Source organism: Cytophagales bacterium (genome assembly GCA_033344775.1).
In the GTDB taxonomy this organism is placed as follows: Bacteria; Bacteroidota; Bacteroidia; order Cytophagales; family Cyclobacteriaceae; genus JAWPMT01.
The window spans coordinates 2,453,390-2,474,412 of record JAWPMT010000005.1 but is presented as its reverse complement, the minus strand read 5'-3'; the positions used below and the strand labels follow the sequence as shown (position 1 = coordinate 2,474,412).

Annotated in this window: 20 protein-coding genes; 17 read left to right on the top strand and 3 right to left on the bottom strand. The window is 44.1% G+C overall.

Going from position 1 to position 21,023, the window contains the following annotated elements; genetic code table 11:
• Nucleotides 1-104 precede the first annotated feature (104 nt).
• From purH to R8G66_28015, 11 genes are all read left to right on the top strand, one after another.
• A complete protein-coding gene (gene purH, locus R8G66_28065) occupies nt 105-1,631 on the top strand; it encodes a bifunctional phosphoribosylaminoimidazolecarboxamide formyltransferase/IMP cyclohydrolase (GenBank protein ID MDW3196261.1) in 1,527 nt (508 codons plus the stop codon).
• A 93-nt stretch (nt 1,632-1,724) separates the two neighbouring features.
• On the top strand, nt 1,725-2,753 hold the full coding sequence (locus R8G66_28060) for a rod shape-determining protein (GenBank protein MDW3196260.1): 1,029 nt from the start codon (nt 1,725-1,727) through the stop codon (nt 2,751-2,753).
• Nucleotides 2,754-3,569: a rod shape-determining protein MreC gene (mreC, locus tag R8G66_28055; GenBank protein MDW3196259.1), complete on the top strand. Its 816-nt coding sequence runs from the start codon at nt 2,754-2,756 to the stop codon at nt 3,567-3,569.
• Nucleotides 3,566-4,078, top strand: coding sequence for a hypothetical protein (locus R8G66_28050; protein MDW3196258.1), 513 nt, complete (start codon nt 3,566-3,568; stop codon nt 4,076-4,078). Before mreC ends, R8G66_28050 begins: the two co-directional genes overlap by 4 nt.
• Nucleotides 4,075-5,862 carry a penicillin-binding transpeptidase domain-containing protein gene (locus tag R8G66_28045; protein MDW3196257.1) on the top strand — a complete coding sequence of 596 codons (1,788 nt, stop codon included), beginning with the start codon at nt 4,075-4,077 and terminating at the stop codon, nt 5,860-5,862. Before R8G66_28050 ends, R8G66_28045 begins: the two co-directional genes overlap by 4 nt.
• Nucleotides 5,862-7,127, top strand: coding sequence for a rod shape-determining protein RodA (gene rodA / locus R8G66_28040; protein MDW3196256.1), 1,266 nt, complete (start codon nt 5,862-5,864; stop codon nt 7,125-7,127). Before R8G66_28045 ends, rodA begins: the two co-directional genes overlap by 1 nt.
• Nucleotides 7,128-7,224: 97 nt before the next feature.
• Nucleotides 7,225-8,883, top strand: coding sequence for a glutamine--tRNA ligase/YqeY domain fusion protein (locus R8G66_28035; protein ID MDW3196255.1), 1,659 nt, complete (start codon nt 7,225-7,227; stop codon nt 8,881-8,883).
• A gap of 353 nt (nt 8,884-9,236) precedes the next feature.
• Complete coding sequence (locus tag R8G66_28030; GenBank protein ID MDW3196254.1) at nt 9,237-9,443, top strand: type II toxin-antitoxin system RelE/ParE family toxin; 207 nt, start codon at nt 9,237-9,239, stop codon at nt 9,441-9,443.
• Between the two features lie 129 nt (nt 9,444-9,572).
• Nucleotides 9,573-10,328 carry a sulfite exporter TauE/SafE family protein gene (locus tag R8G66_28025; protein ID MDW3196253.1) on the top strand — a complete coding sequence of 252 codons (756 nt, stop codon included), beginning with the start codon at nt 9,573-9,575 and terminating at the stop codon, nt 10,326-10,328.
• A gap of 353 nt (nt 10,329-10,681) precedes the next feature.
• Complete coding sequence (locus R8G66_28020; GenBank protein ID MDW3196252.1) at nt 10,682-11,047, top strand: hypothetical protein; 366 nt, start codon at nt 10,682-10,684, stop codon at nt 11,045-11,047.
• The gene (locus R8G66_28015) at nt 11,031-11,807 is read left to right on the top strand and encodes a DUF6048 family protein (GenBank protein MDW3196251.1); all 777 of its coding nucleotides are present in this window, start codon (nt 11,031-11,033) and stop codon (nt 11,805-11,807) included. Before R8G66_28020 ends, R8G66_28015 begins: the two co-directional genes overlap by 17 nt.
• Nucleotides 11,808-11,891: 84 nt before the next feature.
• Here the strand turns inward: R8G66_28015 and R8G66_28010 are convergent, their stop codons facing one another.
• Both R8G66_28010 and R8G66_28005 read right to left on the bottom strand, forming a co-directional pair.
• Nucleotides 11,892-12,185, bottom strand: a complete 294-nt coding sequence (locus tag R8G66_28010) for a DUF721 domain-containing protein (protein MDW3196250.1) — start codon at nt 12,183-12,185, stop codon at nt 11,892-11,894.
• Nucleotides 12,185-13,288 carry a DNA replication/repair protein RecF gene (locus tag R8G66_28005; GenBank protein MDW3196249.1) on the bottom strand — a complete coding sequence of 368 codons (1,104 nt, stop codon included), beginning with the start codon at nt 13,286-13,288 and terminating at the stop codon, nt 12,185-12,187. The genes R8G66_28010 and R8G66_28005 overlap by 1 nt, the downstream gene beginning before the upstream one ends.
• Nucleotides 13,289-13,435: 147 nt before the next feature.
• Here R8G66_28005 and pdhA point away from each other — a divergent pair, with 147 nt between their 5' ends.
• From pdhA to R8G66_27985, 4 genes are all read left to right on the top strand, one after another.
• Entirely contained in the window at nt 13,436-14,464 is a 1,029-nt protein-coding gene (pdhA, locus tag R8G66_28000; protein ID MDW3196248.1) for a pyruvate dehydrogenase (acetyl-transferring) E1 component subunit alpha, read from the top strand.
• Between the two features lie 53 nt (nt 14,465-14,517).
• Nucleotides 14,518-15,222: a tetratricopeptide repeat protein gene (locus R8G66_27995; GenBank protein ID MDW3196247.1), complete on the top strand. Its 705-nt coding sequence runs from the start codon at nt 14,518-14,520 to the stop codon at nt 15,220-15,222.
• A 64-nt stretch (nt 15,223-15,286) separates the two neighbouring features.
• Nucleotides 15,287-15,763, top strand: coding sequence for a 6,7-dimethyl-8-ribityllumazine synthase (gene ribH / locus R8G66_27990; GenBank protein ID MDW3196246.1), 477 nt, complete (start codon nt 15,287-15,289; stop codon nt 15,761-15,763).
• A 62-nt stretch (nt 15,764-15,825) separates the two neighbouring features.
• The gene (locus R8G66_27985; GenBank protein ID MDW3196245.1) at nt 15,826-17,145 is read left to right on the top strand and encodes an aspartate kinase; all 1,320 of its coding nucleotides are present in this window, start codon (nt 15,826-15,828) and stop codon (nt 17,143-17,145) included.
• A 114-nt stretch (nt 17,146-17,259) separates the two neighbouring features.
• Here R8G66_27985 and R8G66_27980 read toward each other — a convergent pair whose 3' ends face one another.
• Complete coding sequence (locus tag R8G66_27980) at nt 17,260-18,729, bottom strand: sodium:proton antiporter (protein ID MDW3196244.1); 1,470 nt, start codon at nt 18,727-18,729, stop codon at nt 17,260-17,262.
• A 323-nt stretch (nt 18,730-19,052) separates the two neighbouring features.
• On the opposite strand from R8G66_27980, the gene R8G66_27975 reads away from it, so the two are divergent.
• Together R8G66_27975 and R8G66_27970 are read left to right on the top strand one after the other, a co-directional pair.
• Nucleotides 19,053-19,778 carry a type III pantothenate kinase gene (locus R8G66_27975; protein ID MDW3196243.1) on the top strand — a complete coding sequence of 242 codons (726 nt, stop codon included), beginning with the start codon at nt 19,053-19,055 and terminating at the stop codon, nt 19,776-19,778.
• Nucleotides 19,765-21,006 carry a hypothetical protein gene (locus R8G66_27970; GenBank protein ID MDW3196242.1) on the top strand — a complete coding sequence of 414 codons (1,242 nt, stop codon included), beginning with the start codon at nt 19,765-19,767 and terminating at the stop codon, nt 21,004-21,006. The genes R8G66_27975 and R8G66_27970 overlap by 14 nt, the downstream gene beginning before the upstream one ends.
• The last annotated feature ends 17 nt before the right edge of the window (nt 21,007-21,023 follow it).

Sequence of the window (21,023 nt, the reverse complement as noted above, 5' to 3'; positions counted from 1 at the left end):
AATTTTAAGAGGAGTTTCCGGTTCACTAAACTGAACTTCTTAAAAAGTCGGGCGACCTCTTTTGAATACATCAATTGTGGTACTTTTGCGCCTTTATTGGCAGCATGAGTCAGAAGAAAATAAAAACCGCCCTCATTTCAGTTTATCATAAGGATAACCTGGAACCCATCATTTCCAGGTTGAATGAGCTGGGCGTCAGTATTTTATCTACCGGAGGGACCCAGGATTTCATCCAGCAGCAAGGTGTGGAAGTCACCGCTGTAGAAGATGTCACGGAGTACCCGAGCATTTTTGGAGGCCGGGTAAAAACCCTGCACCCAAAAGTATTTGGAGGTATCCTTCATCGCAGGGACAATGAAGCGGACCTAACAGAAAAGAAAAAATTCGAAATTCCATCCATCGATTTGGTGATTGTCGATCTGTATCCTTTTGAAGAAACAGTCGCTTCAGGAGCAGATGAACAAGCCATCATCGAGAAAATTGATATCGGAGGAATTTCCTTGATCCGCGCTGCGGCCAAGAATTTTAAAGACGTCTTGATCGTAAGTTCCAGAAACCAATATGGAGATCTGCTGGAGCTGCTGCAGGATGAGAATGGTGAAACCTCCCTGACGGACCGTAAACGATTCGCTGCTCATGCCTTTGAGGTGTCTTCACATTACGATTCGGCCATTTTTGGCTATATGAATGCCGATGAAGAAGTTCCAGCATTCAAAACCAGTGTTCAGGGCAAGAAGCAATTGCGATATGGGGAGAACCCTCATCAGCAAGGCGCTTTCTATGGCGATCTCGATGCTTTCTTTGACAAACTGCATGGCAAAGAGATTTCCTACAATAACCTCGTAGATATTGAGGCTGCGGTTCAGCTGATCACCGAATTTGGTCAGGAAACTGCTTTTGGAATTTTAAAGCATAACAATGCTTGTGGGATTGCTTTAGGTAACACCGTAAAAGAAGCGTATCAAAGAGCTTTTGCGGCGGATACGACCTCTGCCTTCGGTGGAGTGTTGATCACGAATCAGGAAATCGACAAAGAATGTGCAGAAGAAATGCATTCCTTGTTTTTCGAAATTGCCATTGCACCCAGTTTCTCGGAGGAGGCATTGGAAGTTTTGAAGCAGAAAAAGAATCGAATTCTGTTGATCCAAAAACAGCAATGGACACCTCAGGTACAGCATCGTACGTTGCTCAATGGAGTGATCGTTCAGCAGCATGACTGGAAGTCGGATGAAACAGCTGATCTCAAAGAGGTGACCAAAGTGACGCCAACTGCTGATGAGGTAGCTGACTTGCTTTTTGCTTCCAAGGTCTGTAAGCACACCAAATCCAATACCATCGTATTGGCGAAGGGTGGACAGTTGCTGGCAAGTGGTGTTGGGCAAACTTCAAGAGTAGATGCCCTGGAACAAGCCATAGAGAAGGCTGGGAAGTTCGGATTCGACCTGAAAGGTGCGGTAATGGCTTCAGATGCTTTCTTCCCGTTCCCGGATTGTGTGGAGATCGCTCACAAAGCAGGTATTCAGGCAGTGATCCAGCCAGGTGGTTCAATTAAAGATCAATTGTCGATTGATTACTGCGATGAAAATGGCTTAGCCATGGTCTTCACAGGCCATCGACACTTTAAACATTAAAATAGATCATTTTTGATCAGAATGAGGCTTGGCTGACTGGCCGGGTTTTAAAAACAAATTATTAACTTCGGCATCAAATTTTGACGGCATTTTATGGCGCTTTTCGACTTTTTCTCAAGTGATATAGCAATAGATCTGGGTACGGCCAACACCCTGATCATCCAAAAGGATAAGGTAGTGGTTGATGAGCCGTCAATCATTGCGATAGATAAGAACACCAATAAGGTTCTGGCGATTGGTAGACAGGCGATGCAAATGCATGAAAAAACGCATGAAAACATCAAGACCATTCGCCCATTGAAAGATGGTGTAATTGCGGATTTCCATGCTGCAGAGCATATGATCAGGGGACTGATCAAAATGATCGATGGAACAAGTAAAAGAATGTTCCCAGCTTCACATCGAATGGTGATCTGTATTCCTTCTGGGATTACGGAAGTGGAAAAACGGGCGGTTCGTGACTCAGCGGAACACGCTGGGGCGAAGGAAGTCTACATGATTCACGAGCCCATCGCTGCGGCGATCGGAATTGGAATTAATATTGACCAACCCATCGGTTCCATGATTGTGGATATCGGAGGGGGAACCACAGAGATTGCCGTGATTGCTTTATCCGGGATTGTTTGTGACCAATCGATTCGAGTGGCAGGAGATTCTTTCAATAAAGACATTCTGGACTACATGCGCCGACAACACAACCTGCTGATCGGTGAGCGTACTGCAGAAAGAGTGAAAATTGAAGTCGGTTCAGCAATGACCGAATTGGATGAAGCACCGGATGATTTTGAGATCAGAGGACGTGACCTGATGACGGGAATTCCGAAAGTGATCAAGATCTCTTATTCTGAGATTGCCTTTGCCATTGACAAGTCGGTTTCCAAGATCGAAGAAGCAGTACTGAAAGCACTTGAAATCTCACCACCGGAATTGTCTGCAGATATTTACGATAACGGTATTTACCTGACAGGTGGAGGAGCATTGCTCCGTGGATTAGACAAACGATTGGCCTTGAAAACCAAGTTGCCTATCCACATTGCCGAAGATCCATTGAGAGCCGTAGTACGCGGTACGGGAAGTGCCCTGAAAAGCGTTGCAGACTTTAAAGCCGTGTTGATGACTTAAATGAACAGTCTTTTCAACTTTTTGATCAAGTACAGAGTAGCAGCAGTCTTTTTTCTGTTGCAGGTGCTCTGCCTCTTGATGATAATCTCTACCAATCGATTTTACAGCGCTTCTTTTTTCAACACGAGTAACTTTCTAAGTGGCTCGGTGAATCAATTCTCTGAGAATAGTACTAATTATTTTCAGCTGGATGATATCAATAATCAGCTGGCTCAGGAAAATGCACAATTGAGGCGTTTGTTGGCGGATCTCAATTATGAAAAGACCATTCCACCGATGATTGCTTCCAATTTCGAAGTTGTGCCTGCCAAAGTGGTCAACAAGACTTACCAGCGCAGCGCGAACTTCCTGACACTGGCCCTGGGTACCAATGAAGGTGTGAAACAGGGCATGGGAGTCGTTGGTGAACAAGGAGTGGTTGGACGAGTAAAGTCAGTTTCAAAAAACTTTACAACGGTAGTATCTATCCTCAATCCTAAAGTAATGATCAGTAGCCAGGTCAAGCGAACGGGTACTTTGTGCCGCGTACAGTGGGAGACCAATGATCCGCTGATGATCAATGTAAAAGACATTCCGAGGCACATTCCGATTTTCGAGGGGGATACCATCGAGACATCTAGCTACAATGGTGTGTTTCCTCCCGGGGTTTTAGTAGGGGTGATTGAAAGCCTTGAACTGACACAGGAATCGCCATTTTACAACGCTACTGCGCGATTGAGTGTGGATTTTTCTTCCCTCAATTATGCCCATGTGATCATCAATCAGACGATTGCAGAAAAAGACAGCATTGAATCCATCATATTGGAGGAGTTATGAGGGGGATTGGTAGAGAACAAGTCATTTATTTTCTGGTGTACGTGGTTTTACAACTACCCGTGCTCCACCGGTTTGTTTTGTTCAATGCAGCGTTCACGTTTTTTTACATCAGCTTCTTGCTGGTACTTCCGTTAGCTATGGGCCGATTATCGGTGCTGTTTATTGCTTTTGGAACAGGATTATTAGTAGATATTTTTTCCAATACGCCGGGAATTCATGCGTCAGCCTGTCTTTTATTGGCCGTACTTCAAAAGCCCTGGCTGACAATGGTTGTTGGGGCCCCGGAAGAAGATGCTCGGGTGAGTATCCACAATTTTGGGTTGCGATCCATGACCATCTATGCTTTGCCGCTGATATTTATCCATCACTTTCAGGTATTCTTGATCGAGCATGGTTCCTTTAGTGCATTTGGACTGTTATTGAAGCGTGCTGTACTAAGTGCTTTGTTAACGGGTATCATATTTCTTTCAAGTAACGCCTTATTATCCTCCAAAACCAGAAGGCTATGAATGAACGAGGGCTGGCTATTCGGGGCATAATCATTTTAATCATTTTGATTCTGGTCGTTAGGTTGTTTTCGATTCAAGTAGGGAATGAGGAATACAAACTGGCCGCACAAAATAACATCATGCAAAAACGGATTGAATATCCGTATAGAGGCCTGATTCACGATAGAAATGGTGAACTGATCGCTTACAATGCACCCATCTATAATTTGATTATGGTTCCGAGGGATTTCGATAAGAAAGACTCCCTCAAAGTAATTCAAATGCTAGGCCTGGAGGAAGGAGAATTTAAGAGTCAGTATGAGAAGTGTGTAGATTTTTCTTATTCCAAGCCTTCCCCGTTTGAGGAAGAGATTCCACCTGAACAATTTGCGCAGATTCAGGATGAACTCAGTTCGATTAAAGGATTGAGTATTGAAACCAGAATCAATCGTGCCTACGCCATCCAGACGCTTGGAAATACACTAGGATACGTTGGTGAAATCAGTGCCGCCAGGTTAGCGGCAGATACCGCTGATTACTATCGTGGTGGTGATTACATAGGCATATCAGGATTGGAAAGGGAATATGAGCATGTCTTGCGTGGTAAGCGTGGTGTCAGTTATAAGATGGTCAATGTACGAGGTATCGTAGAAGGAGATTTCAGTGAAGGACAATTCGATACGATTCCGGAGCCTGGGCAGGACCTGGAAATTACCATTGATCTGGAGCTACAACAATATGCAGAATATTTGATGGCAGGAAAGGTTGGAAGTGTCGTAGCCATTGAACCTTCCTCTGGAGAAATACTAGCATTTGTTTCCAGTCCTAATTACGACCCTTCCCTGTTGACAGGCCGGGATTTTTCTAAGAATTTCGTGAGCATTAAACAGGATTCTCTAAATCCATTATTCAATCGGCCTGTGCAAGCGATGTATCCTCCAGGGTCGATGTTCAAGACCGTTCAGTCGCTTATTGCTTTGCAAGAAAAAGCAACCTATCCCAAAGAACAGATTTATTCAGACAATACACTGATCGGAGATTTGGCACCAACAGGTTATTATGACATACCAAAGGCCATTCAATTCTCCTCCAACAATTACTTCTACAAAGTATTTCGACGTTTAATTCAACGTGGGGAGCATGAAAGTGCTTTCATTGATTCAAGAATAGGACTTGAGAGTTGGGGTGAATATGTGAAGAAGTTTGGTTTGGGAGTGCGGTTGGGACTGGATTTACCAGGAGAGGTATCAGGTTCAGTTCCCAATATTGATGTTTACGATCGTATTTATGGGAGAAATCGCTGGAAGTTTTCCAATATCTATTCCTTAAGTATCGGTCAGGGCGAGTTGTTGGTGACACCCATTCAAATGGCTAATCTTGGAGCGATTTTGGCGAATCGTGGCTATTATTATACCCCACACTTTATTAAAAAAATTGGTGCTGATTCTCTTGTTGTAGCCGAGCGAAATGAACTAGGGATCGAAGCACAACATTACGAGCCAGTCATTACCGGGATGGAGCGTGTGATACAGGCTGGTTCTGGTATTAGGGCATTTATCTCAGACATTGCCATATGTGGTAAGACGAGTACCGTTCAAAACGCTGGTGAGGATCACTCAGGTTTCATGGGCTTTGCACCTAAAGAAAATCCTCAAATCGCAATTGCCGTGTACGTCGAAAATGCAGGGCAGGGAGGAAGAGCTGCTGCAGGAACTGCCAGCTTACTGATTGAAAAGCATGTGCGTGGAGAAATAACCCGACCCTGGTTGGAAGATTTTATTTTAAAAGGAGAATTCATTTTCTGATGCGGGGAGAAAAGCTTCAACGGAGGATTGATTGGCTGACCTTGGCGCTGTATGCCGTTCTGGTCATCGGAGGGTGGTTCAGTATCTATGCAGCCGATTATGATGCATCAACCAGTGGAAGTATTTTTAACCTCCAACAAAATGCGGGAAAGCAGTTCATTTGGATACTGACCTCCATCGTGTTGATCGCCGGAATATTCCTGTTGGATGGAAAATTGTTTGAGACGTTTTCCTGGGTGATTTATGGGGGGATCATTGCATTGTTATTATTGGTGCTGTTTTTTGGTCGTGAGGTAGCGGGATCCCGGTCGTGGTTTGAGATAGGAAGTTTTAGGTTGCAACCTTCAGAATTTGCCAAGTTTGCCAGTATTCTGGCATTAGCCAAATTCCTGTCCACAGCCCCGAACCTAAAGCAATTGCCTAATCTGATCAAAGCGGCAGCAATCTTCTTGTTTCCGGCGGCGTTGATTGTATTGCAGGGTGATGCGGGTACAGCCATGGTTTTTGGAAGCCTGGTTTTGGTGCTTTATCGCGAAGGCATGTCTTACTGGTTCTTGGTTGCTCCGGTATTGTTCATCATCATTTTTTTGTTGACATTGCTGGTTGCAAAAACCGCATTATTAATTGCCATCACGGTCCTTGCATTGTTGGGTATCGCTTTTTTTGTAAGGAACATCCGACGGGTTTTCCTGATCGTAGGAGTTGCTGTCATTTTCGTAGGAACTGTGTTTAGTGTAGACTTTGTGTTGAATGAGGTGCTCAAGCCACACCAGCAGCGACGGGTTCAATTACTGGTCAATCCTGACCTTGATCCGCTGGGCGTGGGCTGGAATACGACCCAATCCAAAATTGCCATTGGGTCCGGAGGAGTCACGGGTAAAGGCTTTCTGAAAGGAACGCAAACCAAATTTGACTTTGTGCCGGCACAATCCACAGACTTTATTTTTTGTACCATAGGTGAGGAACAAGGCTGGTTTGGGACCACCTTTATATTGGTGATGTTCGGCCTGCTGCTCATGCGAATCCTGGCCATCGCCGACCGCCAAAAAGGTGGGTTTGCCAGGATTTATGGCTATGGAGTGGCTTGTATCATTTTCTTTCACATGACTGTGAATATCGCAATGACCATCGGCTTGTTTCCCGTGGCCGGAATACCACTTCCCTTTCTCAGTTATGGAGGTTCCAGTCTCTGGTCCTTTACCATTTTACTCTTCATTCTAGTTAAGCTGGATGCGCAACGAATGCAGGTATTGCAGCGATTTTAATAAGAATTACTATCGATCAATAAAAAATCATGTTACTCTTCCTGCATGCAGGGGTTTTAACATCGATCCGTTATAATTTTGCCCACTTTATTTGAAAATGAGCAATATGGAATCCGGGAATAAAGAATCTCTCAATTTTATTGAGCAAATGATTGAAGCAGACCTTAAAAGTGGCAAGCATCAATCCATTCAAACCCGTTTTCCCCCAGAACCTAACGGGTACCTGCACATTGGCCATGCCAAGTCCATTGTCCTGAATTTTGGACTGGCAGAACGCTTCAATGGTAAATGCAACTTGCGTTTTGATGACACTAACCCTGAAAAAGAGGATACAGAATACGTCGAGGCGATCAAAGACGATGTAAAGTGGTTAGGATTCCAATGGGACCGTGAGCTTTATGCTTCTGATTATTTCAATCATTTATACGCGTTTGCCAAGATCTTGATCAAATCAGGCAAAGCTTATGTCGATGAATTGTCTGCGGAAGAATTCAATGAGCTGAAAGGGACACCTACGCAGCCAGGAAAAGAAAGCCCTTTCCGCAATCGACCGGTAGAAGAGAGCCTGGCGAAGTTTGAAGAAATGAAGCTGGGCATGCATCCCGAAGGAGCAATGGTCCTGCGAGCCAAAATTGATCTGGCGTCTCCAAATATGCACATGCGTGATCCTATTCTTTATCGGATCAAACACATGGAGCATCATCGGACAGGTGACGAGTGGGTCATTTATCCTACTTATGACTTTGCTCATGGGCAGTCGGACAGTATGGAAAAAGTCACACATTCCTTGTGTACGCTGGAGTTTGAGGAGCACCGACCACTCTATAACTGGTTAATCGAAAACCTTGAAATATTTCCTTCAGAGCAAACCGAATTTGCCCGTCTCAACCTGAGCTATACGATTGTCAGTAAACGGAACTTGAGAAGGTTGATCGAAGAAGGTAAAGTGAGTGGCTGGGATGATCCGAGAATGCCTACCATCTCAGGAATCAGAAGAAGAGGATATACAGCAGAGGCCGTCAAGAAATTCATCCATACGGTTGGCGTTGCCAGACGAGATGGTCTGAATGATATCGCCTTATTGGAACATGCGGTAAGAGAAGACCTTAATAAAAAAGCAAATCGCGCTTTTGGTATTTTGAATCCTGTCAAGCTGATCATTACCAACTGGGAAGAAGGTAAAACCGAAGAACTGACTGCTATCAACAACCCGGAAGACGAAGCTGCCGGAACACGTCCGATGATGTTCGGGAGAGAGATCTATATCGATCGCGGAGACTTTAAAGAAGATCCTCCAAGCCCCAAGAAATGGTATCGTTTGGGCCCTGATCGGGAAGTAAGGCTGAAATATGCGTACATCATCAAGTGTACCGGATTCAAGAAAAACGATGCTGGTGAGATCGAGGAAATTTATGCGGAGTATGATCCGGAGACCAGAAGTGGTCAGGATACCAGCGGTAAGAAGGTAAAGGGGACGTTAGGTTGGGTATCTGCCGAGCATGGCCTGAATGCCGAAATCCGTTTGTACGATCGCCTCTTCAAAACCGAAAACCTTGGAGACATTGAAGATGATTTCATGAACCACCTCAATGAAGAATCATTGGTCATCAATAACAAAGCGATGGTAGAAGGTTCCTTGGGTACAGCTGAAGTCGGGTCCGTCGTACAGTTTGAGCGCATCGGCTATTTCCGGGTAGATGAAGACACCACCGAAGGCAACCTCGTTTTTAATAAGACCGTTGGTTTGAGGGGTTGATTCTTTTTTAGAAATTAAGTCAATCACTTCAAGAGAGATGCTTAATATTTTGAAATCGATTACCTCCTTTCAGATGTTGGATTTTCCATTTCACAGTCAATAATTCTTTAACTTGAGGAAAAAGCAAGTTTTATGAGTTTTGCTGAATTACAGTTACAGCTTCATCAAGCAATTGATTCCATTCAGGATCAGGAAAAATTAGCTACGATATACAACTTGATTCGCGGTTCAAAGGGACCTTTCTAACCAATGAAACTTGATGACTATGTAAAGGAAATTGATGAGTCTAGAGAACAACTTAAAAAAGGACAATTCACTATGATGGAGGATTTGGAGAAGGAATCTGAAAATTGGTGAAGAAACGAAAAATTCTCTGGTCAGATAAAGCCAAAAACTTCTTAAAGCATCATCACGGCTACATTAAAATAGATTCTCCAACAGCAGCAAAAGCTGTAAAATCTGAGATCATTCGAGAGGTAAAGCGTCTTGCTAATTTTCCTGAAAGATTTCAGTTAGATGAATTCTATCCAAATAACCCAGAACATTCGGAGATTTTTTAGGTGGAGTTCTCGCATTATTTATCAATTGAATGAAACAACTATTGAAATTTTGAATGTCTTGCATACCAGTCAGGAACCAGATATTCAACAGGATTAAAGTAGTTTAGCCCCTTACCAACCGACACTACCTTGACCCTCGACTTCCTTGCCGAATACAACCTGACACAAAGCGATTGGCTTTGGCTGGCTTTCTGTGCCATGTGCGTAGGGATGGCCAAAACAGGCTTGAGTGGATTGGGAATGCTCATTGTCCCGATCATGGCATCAGTATTGGGAGCTAAAGCTTCAACCGGATTTTTGCTTCCTATGTTGATCATGGGCGACATCTTCGGTGTGATCTATTATCATCGACATGCGGAAATGAAGTACATCCTTCGACTGGCACCCAGTACGATCATTGGTGTACTTACTGCCCTGGCTGTAGGTGAATGGGTCAGTGAAGGTCAATTTCAGCAATTATTATCCATTGTGATTCTTGGGAGTATGCTGATCATGATCTTTCGAAAGAAATCTGCTACTGACCTTACAGAAAGTATGTGGATGACCCATTTGATGGGCTTTCTGGGAGGATTTACCACGATGATCGGAAATGCAGCCGGACCCGTCATGTCCATTTATTTCTTGTCCCGGAATCTACCTAAAAACAGCTTCATTGGTACATCAGCATGGTTTTTTCTACTGGTCAATGTTTTCAAAGTTCCTTTTCATATTGGCGTTTGGGAAACCATCTCGATGGAGTCTTTTTCCTTCAATTTATTGCTGTTTCCGGCAATTGTCCTTGGTGTTTTTATTGGATTCAGTATCGTGAAGCGCATCCCGGAAAAGGCCTATCGGATTTTTATTCTGGTCAGTATTGGACTGGCGGCATTGAAGTTGTTTTTCTAGTTTATGAAAATTCAGGCTTATTTAAGCCAAGGATTTTTTTAATTAAAGAAGTCATTCCTATAGGGGAATCTATGCTTTGATTAAGCTTTCTACGTTGGAGATCATAGACTCCCTAACGGGAGTGACCTTGGCAAATTATTTCTAACAATTATTAACAACTCATTCATCATTTTTAAGAATAAACAGCGTTGTGAAAGCGTGATTACAACTATTCATGGCGTCAACAAAAAGCTTGACTTACCTTTGCGCACTTTGTTAAGGAATTAGTGAATATATCTGCATACATATCAAGCTCTTTTTTATGGATTGCACTGCTTTTGGCATGGGCCTGTACGCCTATTGAGGACTGCCAATTGGACCCCAACTCCACACAGGTTTACATCAGCTTCAATCATGATTCGGCTTCTACCTTCAGTTTCGATTCTGTCAAAAACGACCTGGTAACTACGATATATTATGACGCAGATACATCCTTTACCTTGATCCCTGTGCCACTTGCAGCTGCTGCTAATGATATACGTTACGAGTTCTTCACGGACTCAACGGACTACTTCATGGAGATTCAATACCGTACGCAAGCCAATGTCTACGGCGAGGATTGTGACGCTTCACTCCATTACTTTAGCATAAAGGTCATTACACACAATTTTGACTCTGTGGCCATCAACAACGATTTTCTGGACCGACGAATTCCCGACAACATTGAAGTATATTTCTAGCATATTGTTGTTGATCACTTGCATGTTTTCCTTCGGACAGAACATTCCACAGGACACGGCCGCAGTAGATCCTACACCTTGGAAGCCCTCTTTCGTTCGGATCGGATATGACATTTCTCGCCCTGGTATTTCGTTGTTTTCCCCAGGTCGATTTTCACAGGAAGGCAGTATCGAGATAGATTTCAAGGATCTTTTTCTCGTCTCCGAGTTTGGATATGAAGAATCCAGTCAATCGACGCCAGGCTATAGTAATAGTGGATTCTACTACAGAGTCGGTGTGGATGCCAATATGATCCGGTACGATCAGAGTAAAAATGTGATCACGTTCGGTCTGCGATACGCCTCGGCGAATTTTCAACACGAATTCAATACAACTTTCACTGACGATTTCGGAACACGGGACATCAATGAAAAGGAGACTGGCGTGACAGCTAGCTGGTTTGAAGTCCTTATGGGGATGAAAGTGAGGGTCTGGCGTCAGTTGTTCATGGGGTATGGCTTTCGGTTAAAATTTGCCAACTCCGTGAAAGAAGATGGAGCCATCTTACCATTTGAGATGCCAGGCTATGGTCGCGTGTTCAACGATGGCCGTGAAAAGCGGGGTTTGGTTTTAGGATTCCATTATGCCTTTTACTGGACGATCAAATTGCGTGATAAACCTGTTCCGGTACGGAAATTCAAACCCAGAAAACAATTCAACTCTCCACCCGCTGGAAATAGCAATAATCTCGGAAATTCTTTGAGAGGGATTAGGAATTAGTTGTCGATTTCGACAAGCTCAATCTGACAACTCTACTCTTGATTGGTAATAGAATGCTGTGCCTAATTGCCGAAAAGCCTTTTTTCAAATAAACCGTACTTCCTTCACAACCTGAGAGCCTAACTTTTTCTCAAAAAGCTCAAGTACCTTCTCCTTGGCCATGTTCAACTCTTGCTTCAATGGGGCGGAACTGAGCTTCACCACCAACACCCCGTCTTTGATGAAAATATTGGTGGTACGGTTGGCGATGGGCTCTCCCATGATCTCATTCCAGGAGTGGATCAGTTTCTTTTCATTGAACTGCTGTTCCAGTTTCTCATTTTTCTTGAGGTACTGACCAAAGGCTTGTTTGAAACTTTGTGTAGAGTCTTGGGACATTAGGAGACTTGTTTTCCGTGGCTAATTTCAAAAAAATTCACCTTGGAATGGTCTGAAAATTGATTTTTAATTTGGTCCGGGTGTGCATCGGTCAGGATCACCTGTCCAAATCTTTCTTCGTCATGGAGTAAATCCAAAAGTCGAATGATCCGCTGACTGTCCAGTTTATCGAAGATGTCGTCCATCATTAAGATGGGTTTATCTGATCGCTGTGCATGGATAAAGTCATACTGTGCAAGCCGCAATGCCACGATGAACGTTTTTTGCTGTCCCTGAGAACCAATCTTTTTAACCGAGTGGTCATTGAGCAGGAAATCCACATCATCACGGTGGCAACCCAGAAGCGTGCGTTGCATGATGATGTCCTTTTTACGATTAGCACGATACTTTGATTCAAAACCTTCCTCAAGCACCTGAGAGAGGTAATGGACTTTGGTGGCTTCATGTTCGGTACCGATGACCTGATAGCTTTCTGCGAAAAAAGGTTCAAACTGCTGCACCAGATCTTGTCTGCGGGTTGCAATGGCAATAGACAAAGGAATCATCTCCGCATCGTACACATCCAGCAATGTTTGCAGTGAACTTTCAGTCATTTGGTCGCTTTGCTTCAAAGTAGCATTCCGCTGTTTGAGTAACCGCTGATAGTTCAACAATTGTCCAAGAAACTTGTGGTCGAACTGCGATAAAGTGCCGTCCATAAATTTTCTGCGTACCTCACTGCCTTCCCGTAGGATGGATGTGTCATAGGGAGTTGTCAGTACCATGGGGATCCGTCCGATATGTTCACTGATCCGCTCCGGTTCTGCTTTATTCACTTTGATCAGCTTTTTCTTTCGTTGCTCCTGATAACAGATCACATCGAAAGGATCGTCCAGGCCTTCAAACCATCCCTGAATGGCGAAATAATGATGATCGTGGAGGATATTTTGCCCATCGGTGCCGAGAAAAGCACTTTTGGTAAAGGCCAGGTAATGCAATGCATCAAGTACATTAGTTTTCCCTGCGCCATTTAAGCCAGCCAGACAATTGAACCTGTCGTGAAACTCGAAAGTTTCGTGTTCGTAGTTCTTGAACTGTTCCAGCCTTAATTTGCTTATTCGCATGCTTTACGGTTGCTCCGTCGGAGCGTCATTCACCACCGGGATATCTATAATTTTGAGAGGCAGTCATTTTGGGCTAATTTCGCATCGCCCGCCACAAATCTGGCTCGACAAATCTAATATCATTAGTAAAAAGAAATAGAAAAGCGCATGGCTACAAAGGCAAAAGCAGCGACCTCCAAAAAGAAAAAAGTGGAGTTTTCCAATGAGACATACATGACATGGTATGAATCCATGATGTTGATGCGGAAGTTTGAAGAAAAAGCCGGTCAGCTGTATGGACAGCAAAAGATCAAAGGTTTTTGTCATTTGTACATCGGTCAGGAGGCATGTGCCGCCGGTGCCGTATCTGCATTGGAGGAAGGAGATAAATACATCACTGCCTATCGGGACCATGCCCATCCATTGGCATTAGGGACCAATCCAGGAGCCATCATGGCAGAGCTATTCGGTAAAGCCACTGGTGTATCCAAAGGTAAAGGTGGATCCATGCACATGTTTGATAAGGAAAGAGGATTTGCCGGAGGTCACGGGATCGTCGGTGGACAAATTCCTTTGGGAGCAGGTCTTGGTTTTGCGGAAATGTACCTCAACACAGGTAAAGTTTCTATTTGCTACATGGGAGACGGAGCTGTGAGACAAGGTGCTTTCCACGAAGCGCTGAACATGGCGATGACCTTGAAAATCCCTACCATTTTCGTGATCGAAAACAATGGCTATGCGATGGGAACTTCCGTCCAGCGTACTTCTAACGTAACCGAGTTGTACCGATTGGCCGATGCTTACGAAATGCCTTCGCAGCCGGTAGATGGCATGAACGTAGAAGCGATTCACCTTGCGGTGGCAGAAGCGGCGGATCGCGCTCGAAAAGGTGATGGCCCAACTTTACTTGAATTCAGAACCTATCGTTACAAGGGACACTCCATGTCTGATCCTGCAAAGTACAGAACCAAGGAAGAGGTAGAATCCTACAAAAATCAGGATCCTATCGAGCAGGTTAAAGCAACCATCCTTAAGAAAAAGATTGCCACGGAAGAAGATTTGAAGGAGATTGATGCTAAAATCAAGGTTCAGGTGAAAGAAGCTGTGGACTTTGCTGAGCAATCTCCATTCCCTGATGCATCGGAGGCTTATAAGGATGTTTATGTGGATGATAATTATCCTTACATCACAGATTAAACTGAAATCAATAATTATTTTATCTTTGCGTCCGCAAAATTTGGATCGGTAAGATGGCGAAGACCAAAAAAGAAGAGAATAGTTCTGGGGTAGACTTGTTGGAAAACCCAGATGCACTGGCTGGTAAAGCAGAAGAATTTTTCAATAGTAAGAAGAATCAGAACCTGTTATTTGGAGTTCTGGGTCTGGCGATATTGATCGTAGGTGGATTGACATTCTTCCGATTTCAGCAGGGTAACAAGAATGCTGAAGCACAACGAGAGATGTTTCAGGCCATTTATTATTTCGAGCAGGATAGCCTGGGTAGAGGATTGAACGGAGACGGAAACAACTACGGTTTTCTGGATATCATCAACCGCTACAGTGGTACAAAAGCGGCGAACCTCGCTTCTTTCTATGCTGGAGCATCTTATTTGAAATTAGGCCAGTGGGAAAATGCAATCCGTAGCCTGGAAGACTTTAGCAGCGATGATTACTTGTTGCAGGCCCGTGCTTACTCATTGATCGGTGACGCTTATATGGAGTTGGATGACTTTGATAAAGCCATCGGTGCCTACAATGATGCTGCAGGATATAAACCGAATAAGGAATTCACACCCGTCTATCTACAAAAGTTGGCGATTGCTTTGGAAGAAAGTGGAGACGTAACTGCAGCCGCAGCCGCGTATGATCGAATTCTAAATGATTTTGCGAAATCACGTATGGAGCAAGAAGCACTCAAACACAGCGCAAGGCTTAAGGGCCTAGCCGTAGAGTAGATTCAACCTTAATATTTAAAATATTTACGGGATAAGGTTGAAAAGCCTTGTCCCTTTTTTGTTTATGGCAAGTTCAGAAAAAAACCTAAGCGACTTTTCTTCCACAGGGACTACCGAGGCCGGTCAATTCCGATATGGCATCGTGGTATCCGAATGGAATGAAGAAATCACAGAAGCCCTATATGCCGGTGCGATCCAAACCCTGAAAGGTGTGGGGGTGTCCAAAGACAATATCGTGCGCGTAAACGTGCCTGGAAGTTTTGAATTGAGCCTGGGCGCTCAGAAGGTGGCTCAAAAAGAAGACATAGATGCGGTAATCTGCATTGGTGTTGTGATCAAAGGAGAAACCCCGCATTTCGATTTTATTTGTGATGCTGTAGCCAATGGTATTACGAATGTGGGTTTGAAGTATGACAAGCCGGTCATATTTGGGGTATTGACCACCAATGATAAAAAACAAGCCTTGGAGCGTTCTGGCGGTCGTCATGGTAACAAAGGAGATGAAGCTGCAATCACAGCGGTGAAAATGTTGGCCATATAAAACAACCCATCGATAAGCAATCCTGTGCTTACCCCGGCACTTCCTAAATCACTTAATAAGCAATGAAAGTTCTGAAGTTTGGCGGTACCAGTGTGGGTTCCGCATCACGTATGAAAGGTGTAGCAGCGTTGGTTACTGCTACAGAGGGGCCTAAGGTAGTGGTCCTAAGTGCAGTTTCTGGTACCACGAATGCACTCGTAGAAATAAGTGCGCTACATCAGGGAGGGGAAAAGGATACGGCACTTGAGAAATCCAAAACCCTTCGACTTAAGTACGGTCCGCTGATTGATGAACTGCTTGAAAAAACGGCCCTGAGGGAACGCGCGAATACGGTAGTAGACAAATACTTTGCAGAGCTGGATCGATTACTGGATCAACCTTTCAGGCCACAAATTGAAAAGATCACGGTGGTATTTGGTGAGTTGATCTCCACCAATCTGTTCTCCCTTTATTTAGAAGAACAAGGGGTTAGCATGAAATTGTTGTCCGCGGTAGATTTCATGTATTTGAATGAAGCCAATGATCCCGACATGGAGGTGATCAAGCCGAGGCTTGCCGCCCAGTTAGAACAATATGAAGGAGTCACTACTTTCGTGACACAAGGATTCATCTGTCGCAATGCCGAAGGTGGAACAGATAACCTAAAGCGAGGAGGGAGTGATTATTCGGCTACCTTGATAGGGGCCGCTTTGCAGGCTGAGGAGGTCCAGATCTGGACGGATATCGATGGGATGCACAACAACGACCCTCGGGTGGTTGATAAGACCAGGCCCATTTCCAGACTATCATTTGATGAAGCAGGGGAGCTGGCCTATTTCGGTGCCAAGATCCTGCATCCGACCTGTATCATTCCTGCGCACCAGCACGATGTGCCCGTGAGAATAAAGAACACGATGGAACCAGACGCGGAAGGCACACTCATTAATTCTCACAAAGATCCACAGGGAGTTAAAGCCATTGCAGCCAAGAGCAATATCACGGCCATCAAGATCAAGTCCACCCGGATGATCATGGCCTATGGTTTCCTGAGAAAAGTATTCGAGGTTTTTGAAACACACAAGACTTCCATTGATATGATCACCACCTCGGAAATTGCGGTTTCATTGACGATCGATGACGATACCCATTTGTCCCAAATCGTGGAAGAGATCAAACCCTTTGGTTTAGTAGAAGTAGATACGGATCAAACGATCATCTGTGTGGTGGGAGATCTCATTGCTGAGAGCAAGGGTACCGGTGCCAGGATATTCAATTCTTTGAGTGAGGTTCCCATTCGGATGATTTCCTTCGGTGGATCAAAAAATAACGTTTCTGTACTGGTAGATACGCAATACAAGAAGCAGTCCCTGAAATTGTTGAACGAAAGCTTATTTGATTTTTAACAGGATCTCTAGTACGGAGGAATGGCGTTTTGCCGCTATGCAAATTGCTCAATCATCTCTGCTTAGTGTGTTAACAAAGAAATGGCTTGTACTTCTGTTGATGTGATTGTCTAATCAGGCAAATGCAAAGAAGATCAACCAAACGAGCAAGAAGATCGGTAATAAGATCGGGATAGAAAACCGAATGATGTAACCGAAGAAAGAAGGCATTTTAATACCAACTTGCTCTGCAATTGACTTGACCATGAAGTTAGGGCCGTTGCCAATGTAGGTCATGGCGCCAAAGAAAACTGCTGCCACTGATATGGCTTGCAGATTCAGGATAGAATTTGGAAATCCTCCGGAGGCGTATTCGACCACTTCTGGCAGTACCGTAATGCTTGCTCCTGTGGAAGCCATAGCTGCCGTTAGGAAGTTAATATAAGTTGGTGCATTGTCCAGGAACCCTGAAAGTAGTCCTGTTCCCCAGTAAAGGGTATTGTGAGAGATCAGCGCTGCTCCTTCAGGAGATTGGGCATAATTGCTTACCAATTCCAGAGCGGGCATCATGGTGCCAAATATGCCAATGAAGATAAAGGCTACTTCTCGTATTGGCTCAAAATTGAAATCATTGCCACTCAAAGCCTGTTTGTCAGCAAACTTATAAGCTAAGAAAGCACTGGTAAACATGATGATCTCTCTAATAAAAGAGAATTTCACGCCATCGTATTCAATTCCTGGCACCCACTCAAAAACATTGGGGTCGAGGAAAACAGAGCCAACTACCACGGACAACCACCAGAAATTTCTTGTACCACGAATGGCCACTTTGTTGGTGGGTTCCGATACATCTTCGCCGAAACTATAATCGGACTTGTTTCTTTTGTCGTACAGGAAGAAAAGCACCAACAAGACCACCACTGCGAATGCCCAGGGCACCACATTGTGACTTAAGGTCCAGAAAAATGGAACACCTTTTAAGAACCCTAGAAACAGCGGAGGATCTCCGATGGGAGTGAGGCAACCGCCGATATTACTCACTAAAAAGATGAAAAAGATGATGTGATAGGCTTTGATCCGATTTTTATTCAATCGGATAAATGGACGGATCAGTAACATTGAAGCCCCTGTCGTTCCGATGATATTTGCGATTACAGCCCCGATGGCCAACAAGATGACGTTCGTACCTGGTGCTGCCTTTTTGTCGACGATAATCATGATCCCACCTGAGGCAATGTACAATCCGGAAAGCAATGCAATGAACTGAACATATTCCGCCAGGGCATGAATAGGGCTATGTGAATTATGTAAACCAAATAAATAGTACCCTATTACGATTGCTGCCAGAACCAACGCAACTATTGGATAGTTCTTATGCCAGAAGTGTTCGTAAAAAAGCGGACCTGTGGCGATCATCAAGAGCAGCAAAACGAAAGGGAAGACACTCCATGCCGCAGGCCCATGATGTTCGGAAGATCCGGAATCGCTGCTGGCTACAAGCTCCACGGCTTCCCCAGGACTCAATTCTTCCACAGGGAAAGATTGAGCGGAAAATCCGATCAACATCACCAGAAATACAAAGACAATGCGGTAATTAAGGGTCATATTGGTCAGTCGCAGCTCTTTCTACCTCACTAAATTACACTTAGAGCCTAGAAAAGCAAATTCCTTAGAAAGATATAAAAATAGTCTGAGTTCAGCGAGCTGTTAAAACACTAGTTGATTTACCATCGGCTAACGGTCAATTGGCCTAACGCAAGCAAAACGATGTTAACAGCGTTTCAGGATGCTTTCACTTTTTGCAAATAAGAGCGATGATTCTTCCAGGCTTGTTAAAAATCCCTAAAAATCAGCAGGTTCCGATGCGAATTCATTCGATTGAGCTACTCTATGACGAGGCATGACTTACTTTTGAAGATCGGATGAAAATGGAGGAAAAGTTAGTTTTCGATGTGGGTAACACCCGGATCAAAGGAGGGCGATTTCATGGTTCGAAACTTGTGGATATCTTTTATGTAGAGAGTGCAGAATCTCTGGTCGAATTGATCGGTTCCAGTGAATCTCCAGCGATTGTCAGTTCAGTTGTCATGACATCTGATATTTTTGAGACGCTGCCTGCAAAAAAAAGACCCCTGTTTCTTGATCGCCAAACAACTTTGCCTATTCAACTCAATTATGATACGCCTGAAACCCTGGGTATGGATCGGTTAGCAGCAGCTGTTGGAGGTTACACCGAATTTCCGGGCGAGCGTGTACTCATCATGGACCTTGGAACCTGTAACACTTACGATATCATTGATCATCAGGGAACTTTCCATGGAGGAATCATTTCTCCAGGTTACAATATGCGTATGCGCTCGATGCACGAAATGACGGGACGTTTACCGGACATTTCCATGGATCAATTTTCCAGCACCAACTTTCCGGGTAAAAGCACCCGTGAATGCATGTATCTGGGTGCAAGAGAGGGAATGGCCATGGAAATCAATGGTTTTATTGACCAATTCAAAAAAGAATTTGACCTCTCGCGCGTTATTGTAACCGGTGGAAGTGCATCCAGCTTTGAATCCTTTATAAAACCACCCATCTTTGTGCGCCCTGAAATCGTACTGGTGGGATTGCATAGAATTTTAGATGATCATGAGGCGGATTAATATCCTAATATTTTTACTGTTTGTATGGAGTGTGGCGGCAAATGCGCAGACGGTGGTGTCACCCTACAGCAGCAATGGGCTTGGTGAGCTTTCGTTCTCAGGCATGCCTCAAAACCTGGGGATGGGTGAGATTGGTATTTCCACACCGACGTTCTGGCACATCAATAATGTAAACCCCGCGTTGGCAGTGTTCAATACGCTAACCGCTTTTCAGGTGGGTTTTCAGGGGGATATTAGAAGTTTTACGACACAGAATAACACCCAATCTGATGGTACAGCGGGTCTAAGATTCCTGAACATTTCTTTTCCGGTCATTTCGGGTAAGTGGACTTCTGCCGTAGCCGTATTGCCTTACAGCACAGTGAATTATGATTTTTTCTCCAGACAGACCATTGACGGTACTGATCTCGAATCGATCAACGCCTTTGCCGGAGAAGGAGGTTTAAGTCGACTGGATTGGACTAATGGAGTTGCAATAACCAAGAATTTCTCCATAGGTCTTAAAAGCAGTTTTGTTTTCGGATCGGTCCGAAATCGGCTTCAAAGTATCGTTGAAGGAGACAATTCTCCGTTTACGATTAATTACAATAACGAAATAGCCTATCAGGACTTTGCTTTTCAGTTTGGAGGATTTTACCGGGTGCAGATCTCGGAAACTCGAGCTGTGAACTTTGGACTGACCTATGACTTGTCTACTACGTTAGACGGAACACGCGATGAACTTTTCACACGTGAAACAGCGGGAACTTTGATTCAGCGTCAGGAAATCAGGGTAGACCAAAGTGAAACATTTGAATTGCCGACGGTAATTGGGTTGGGTATTTCTTATCAAATCTTAAATAAATGGACCATTGGTGCTGATATTACCAGAGGGTCTGGCGGAGAATATAGCTCTAATCCGAATTTCAGGGATGATTTGAAGATAGCTGTTGGAGCAGAATTTGTTCCGGATTATGTCAACGTTAGAAGTTACTGGAATCGGATCTTTTATCGAGCGGGTTTTACTTACAAAGAACTTCCCTATATCGTCAATGATACAGATCTCAACGATATAGGCTTTACTTTTGGTGCGACATTTCCCATCAATGCCGTATCTACCATCGATTCCGCCTTCAAACTTGGTTGGCGAGGAACGACGGACAATGATCTGGTGAGAGAAAATTACTTCCAAATTGTTCTCGGAGCGACGATAAATGACCGATGGTTCATTAAGAGGCGCTATGACTAGGAGAATTTAAAGAAAGC

Coding starts and splice junctions, on each gene's coding strand:
- purH (MDW3196261.1), top strand. CDS start 105: ATGAGTCAGAAGAAAATAAAAACCGCCCTCATTTCAGTTTATCATAAG.
- R8G66_28060 (MDW3196260.1), top strand. CDS start 1,725: ATGGCGCTTTTCGACTTTTTCTCAAGTGATATAGCAATAGATCTGGGT.
- mreC (MDW3196259.1), top strand. CDS start 2,754: ATGAACAGTCTTTTCAACTTTTTGATCAAGTACAGAGTAGCAGCAGTC.
- R8G66_28050 (MDW3196258.1), top strand. CDS start 3,566: ATGAGGGGGATTGGTAGAGAACAAGTCATTTATTTTCTGGTGTACGTG.
- R8G66_28045 (MDW3196257.1), top strand. CDS start 4,075: ATGAATGAACGAGGGCTGGCTATTCGGGGCATAATCATTTTAATCATT.
- rodA (MDW3196256.1), top strand. CDS start 5,862: ATGCGGGGAGAAAAGCTTCAACGGAGGATTGATTGGCTGACCTTGGCG.
- R8G66_28035 (MDW3196255.1), top strand. CDS start 7,225: ATGAGCAATATGGAATCCGGGAATAAAGAATCTCTCAATTTTATTGAG.
- R8G66_28010 (MDW3196250.1), bottom strand. CDS start 12,185: ATGTCCCAAGACTCTACACAAAGTTTCAAACAAGCCTTTGGTCAGTAC.
- R8G66_28005 (MDW3196249.1), bottom strand. CDS start 13,288: ATGCGAATAAGCAAATTAAGGCTGGAACAGTTCAAGAACTACGAACAC.
- pdhA (MDW3196248.1), top strand. CDS start 13,436: ATGGCTACAAAGGCAAAAGCAGCGACCTCCAAAAAGAAAAAAGTGGAG.
- R8G66_27995 (MDW3196247.1), top strand. CDS start 14,518: ATGGCGAAGACCAAAAAAGAAGAGAATAGTTCTGGGGTAGACTTGTTG.
- ribH (MDW3196246.1), top strand. CDS start 15,287: ATGGCAAGTTCAGAAAAAAACCTAAGCGACTTTTCTTCCACAGGGACT.
- R8G66_27985 (MDW3196245.1), top strand. CDS start 15,826: ATGAAAGTTCTGAAGTTTGGCGGTACCAGTGTGGGTTCCGCATCACGT.
- R8G66_27980 (MDW3196244.1), bottom strand. CDS start 18,729: ATGACCCTTAATTACCGCATTGTCTTTGTATTTCTGGTGATGTTGATC.
- R8G66_27975 (MDW3196243.1), top strand. CDS start 19,053: ATGGAGGAAAAGTTAGTTTTCGATGTGGGTAACACCCGGATCAAAGGA.
- R8G66_27970 (MDW3196242.1), top strand. CDS start 19,765: ATGAGGCGGATTAATATCCTAATATTTTTACTGTTTGTATGGAGTGTG.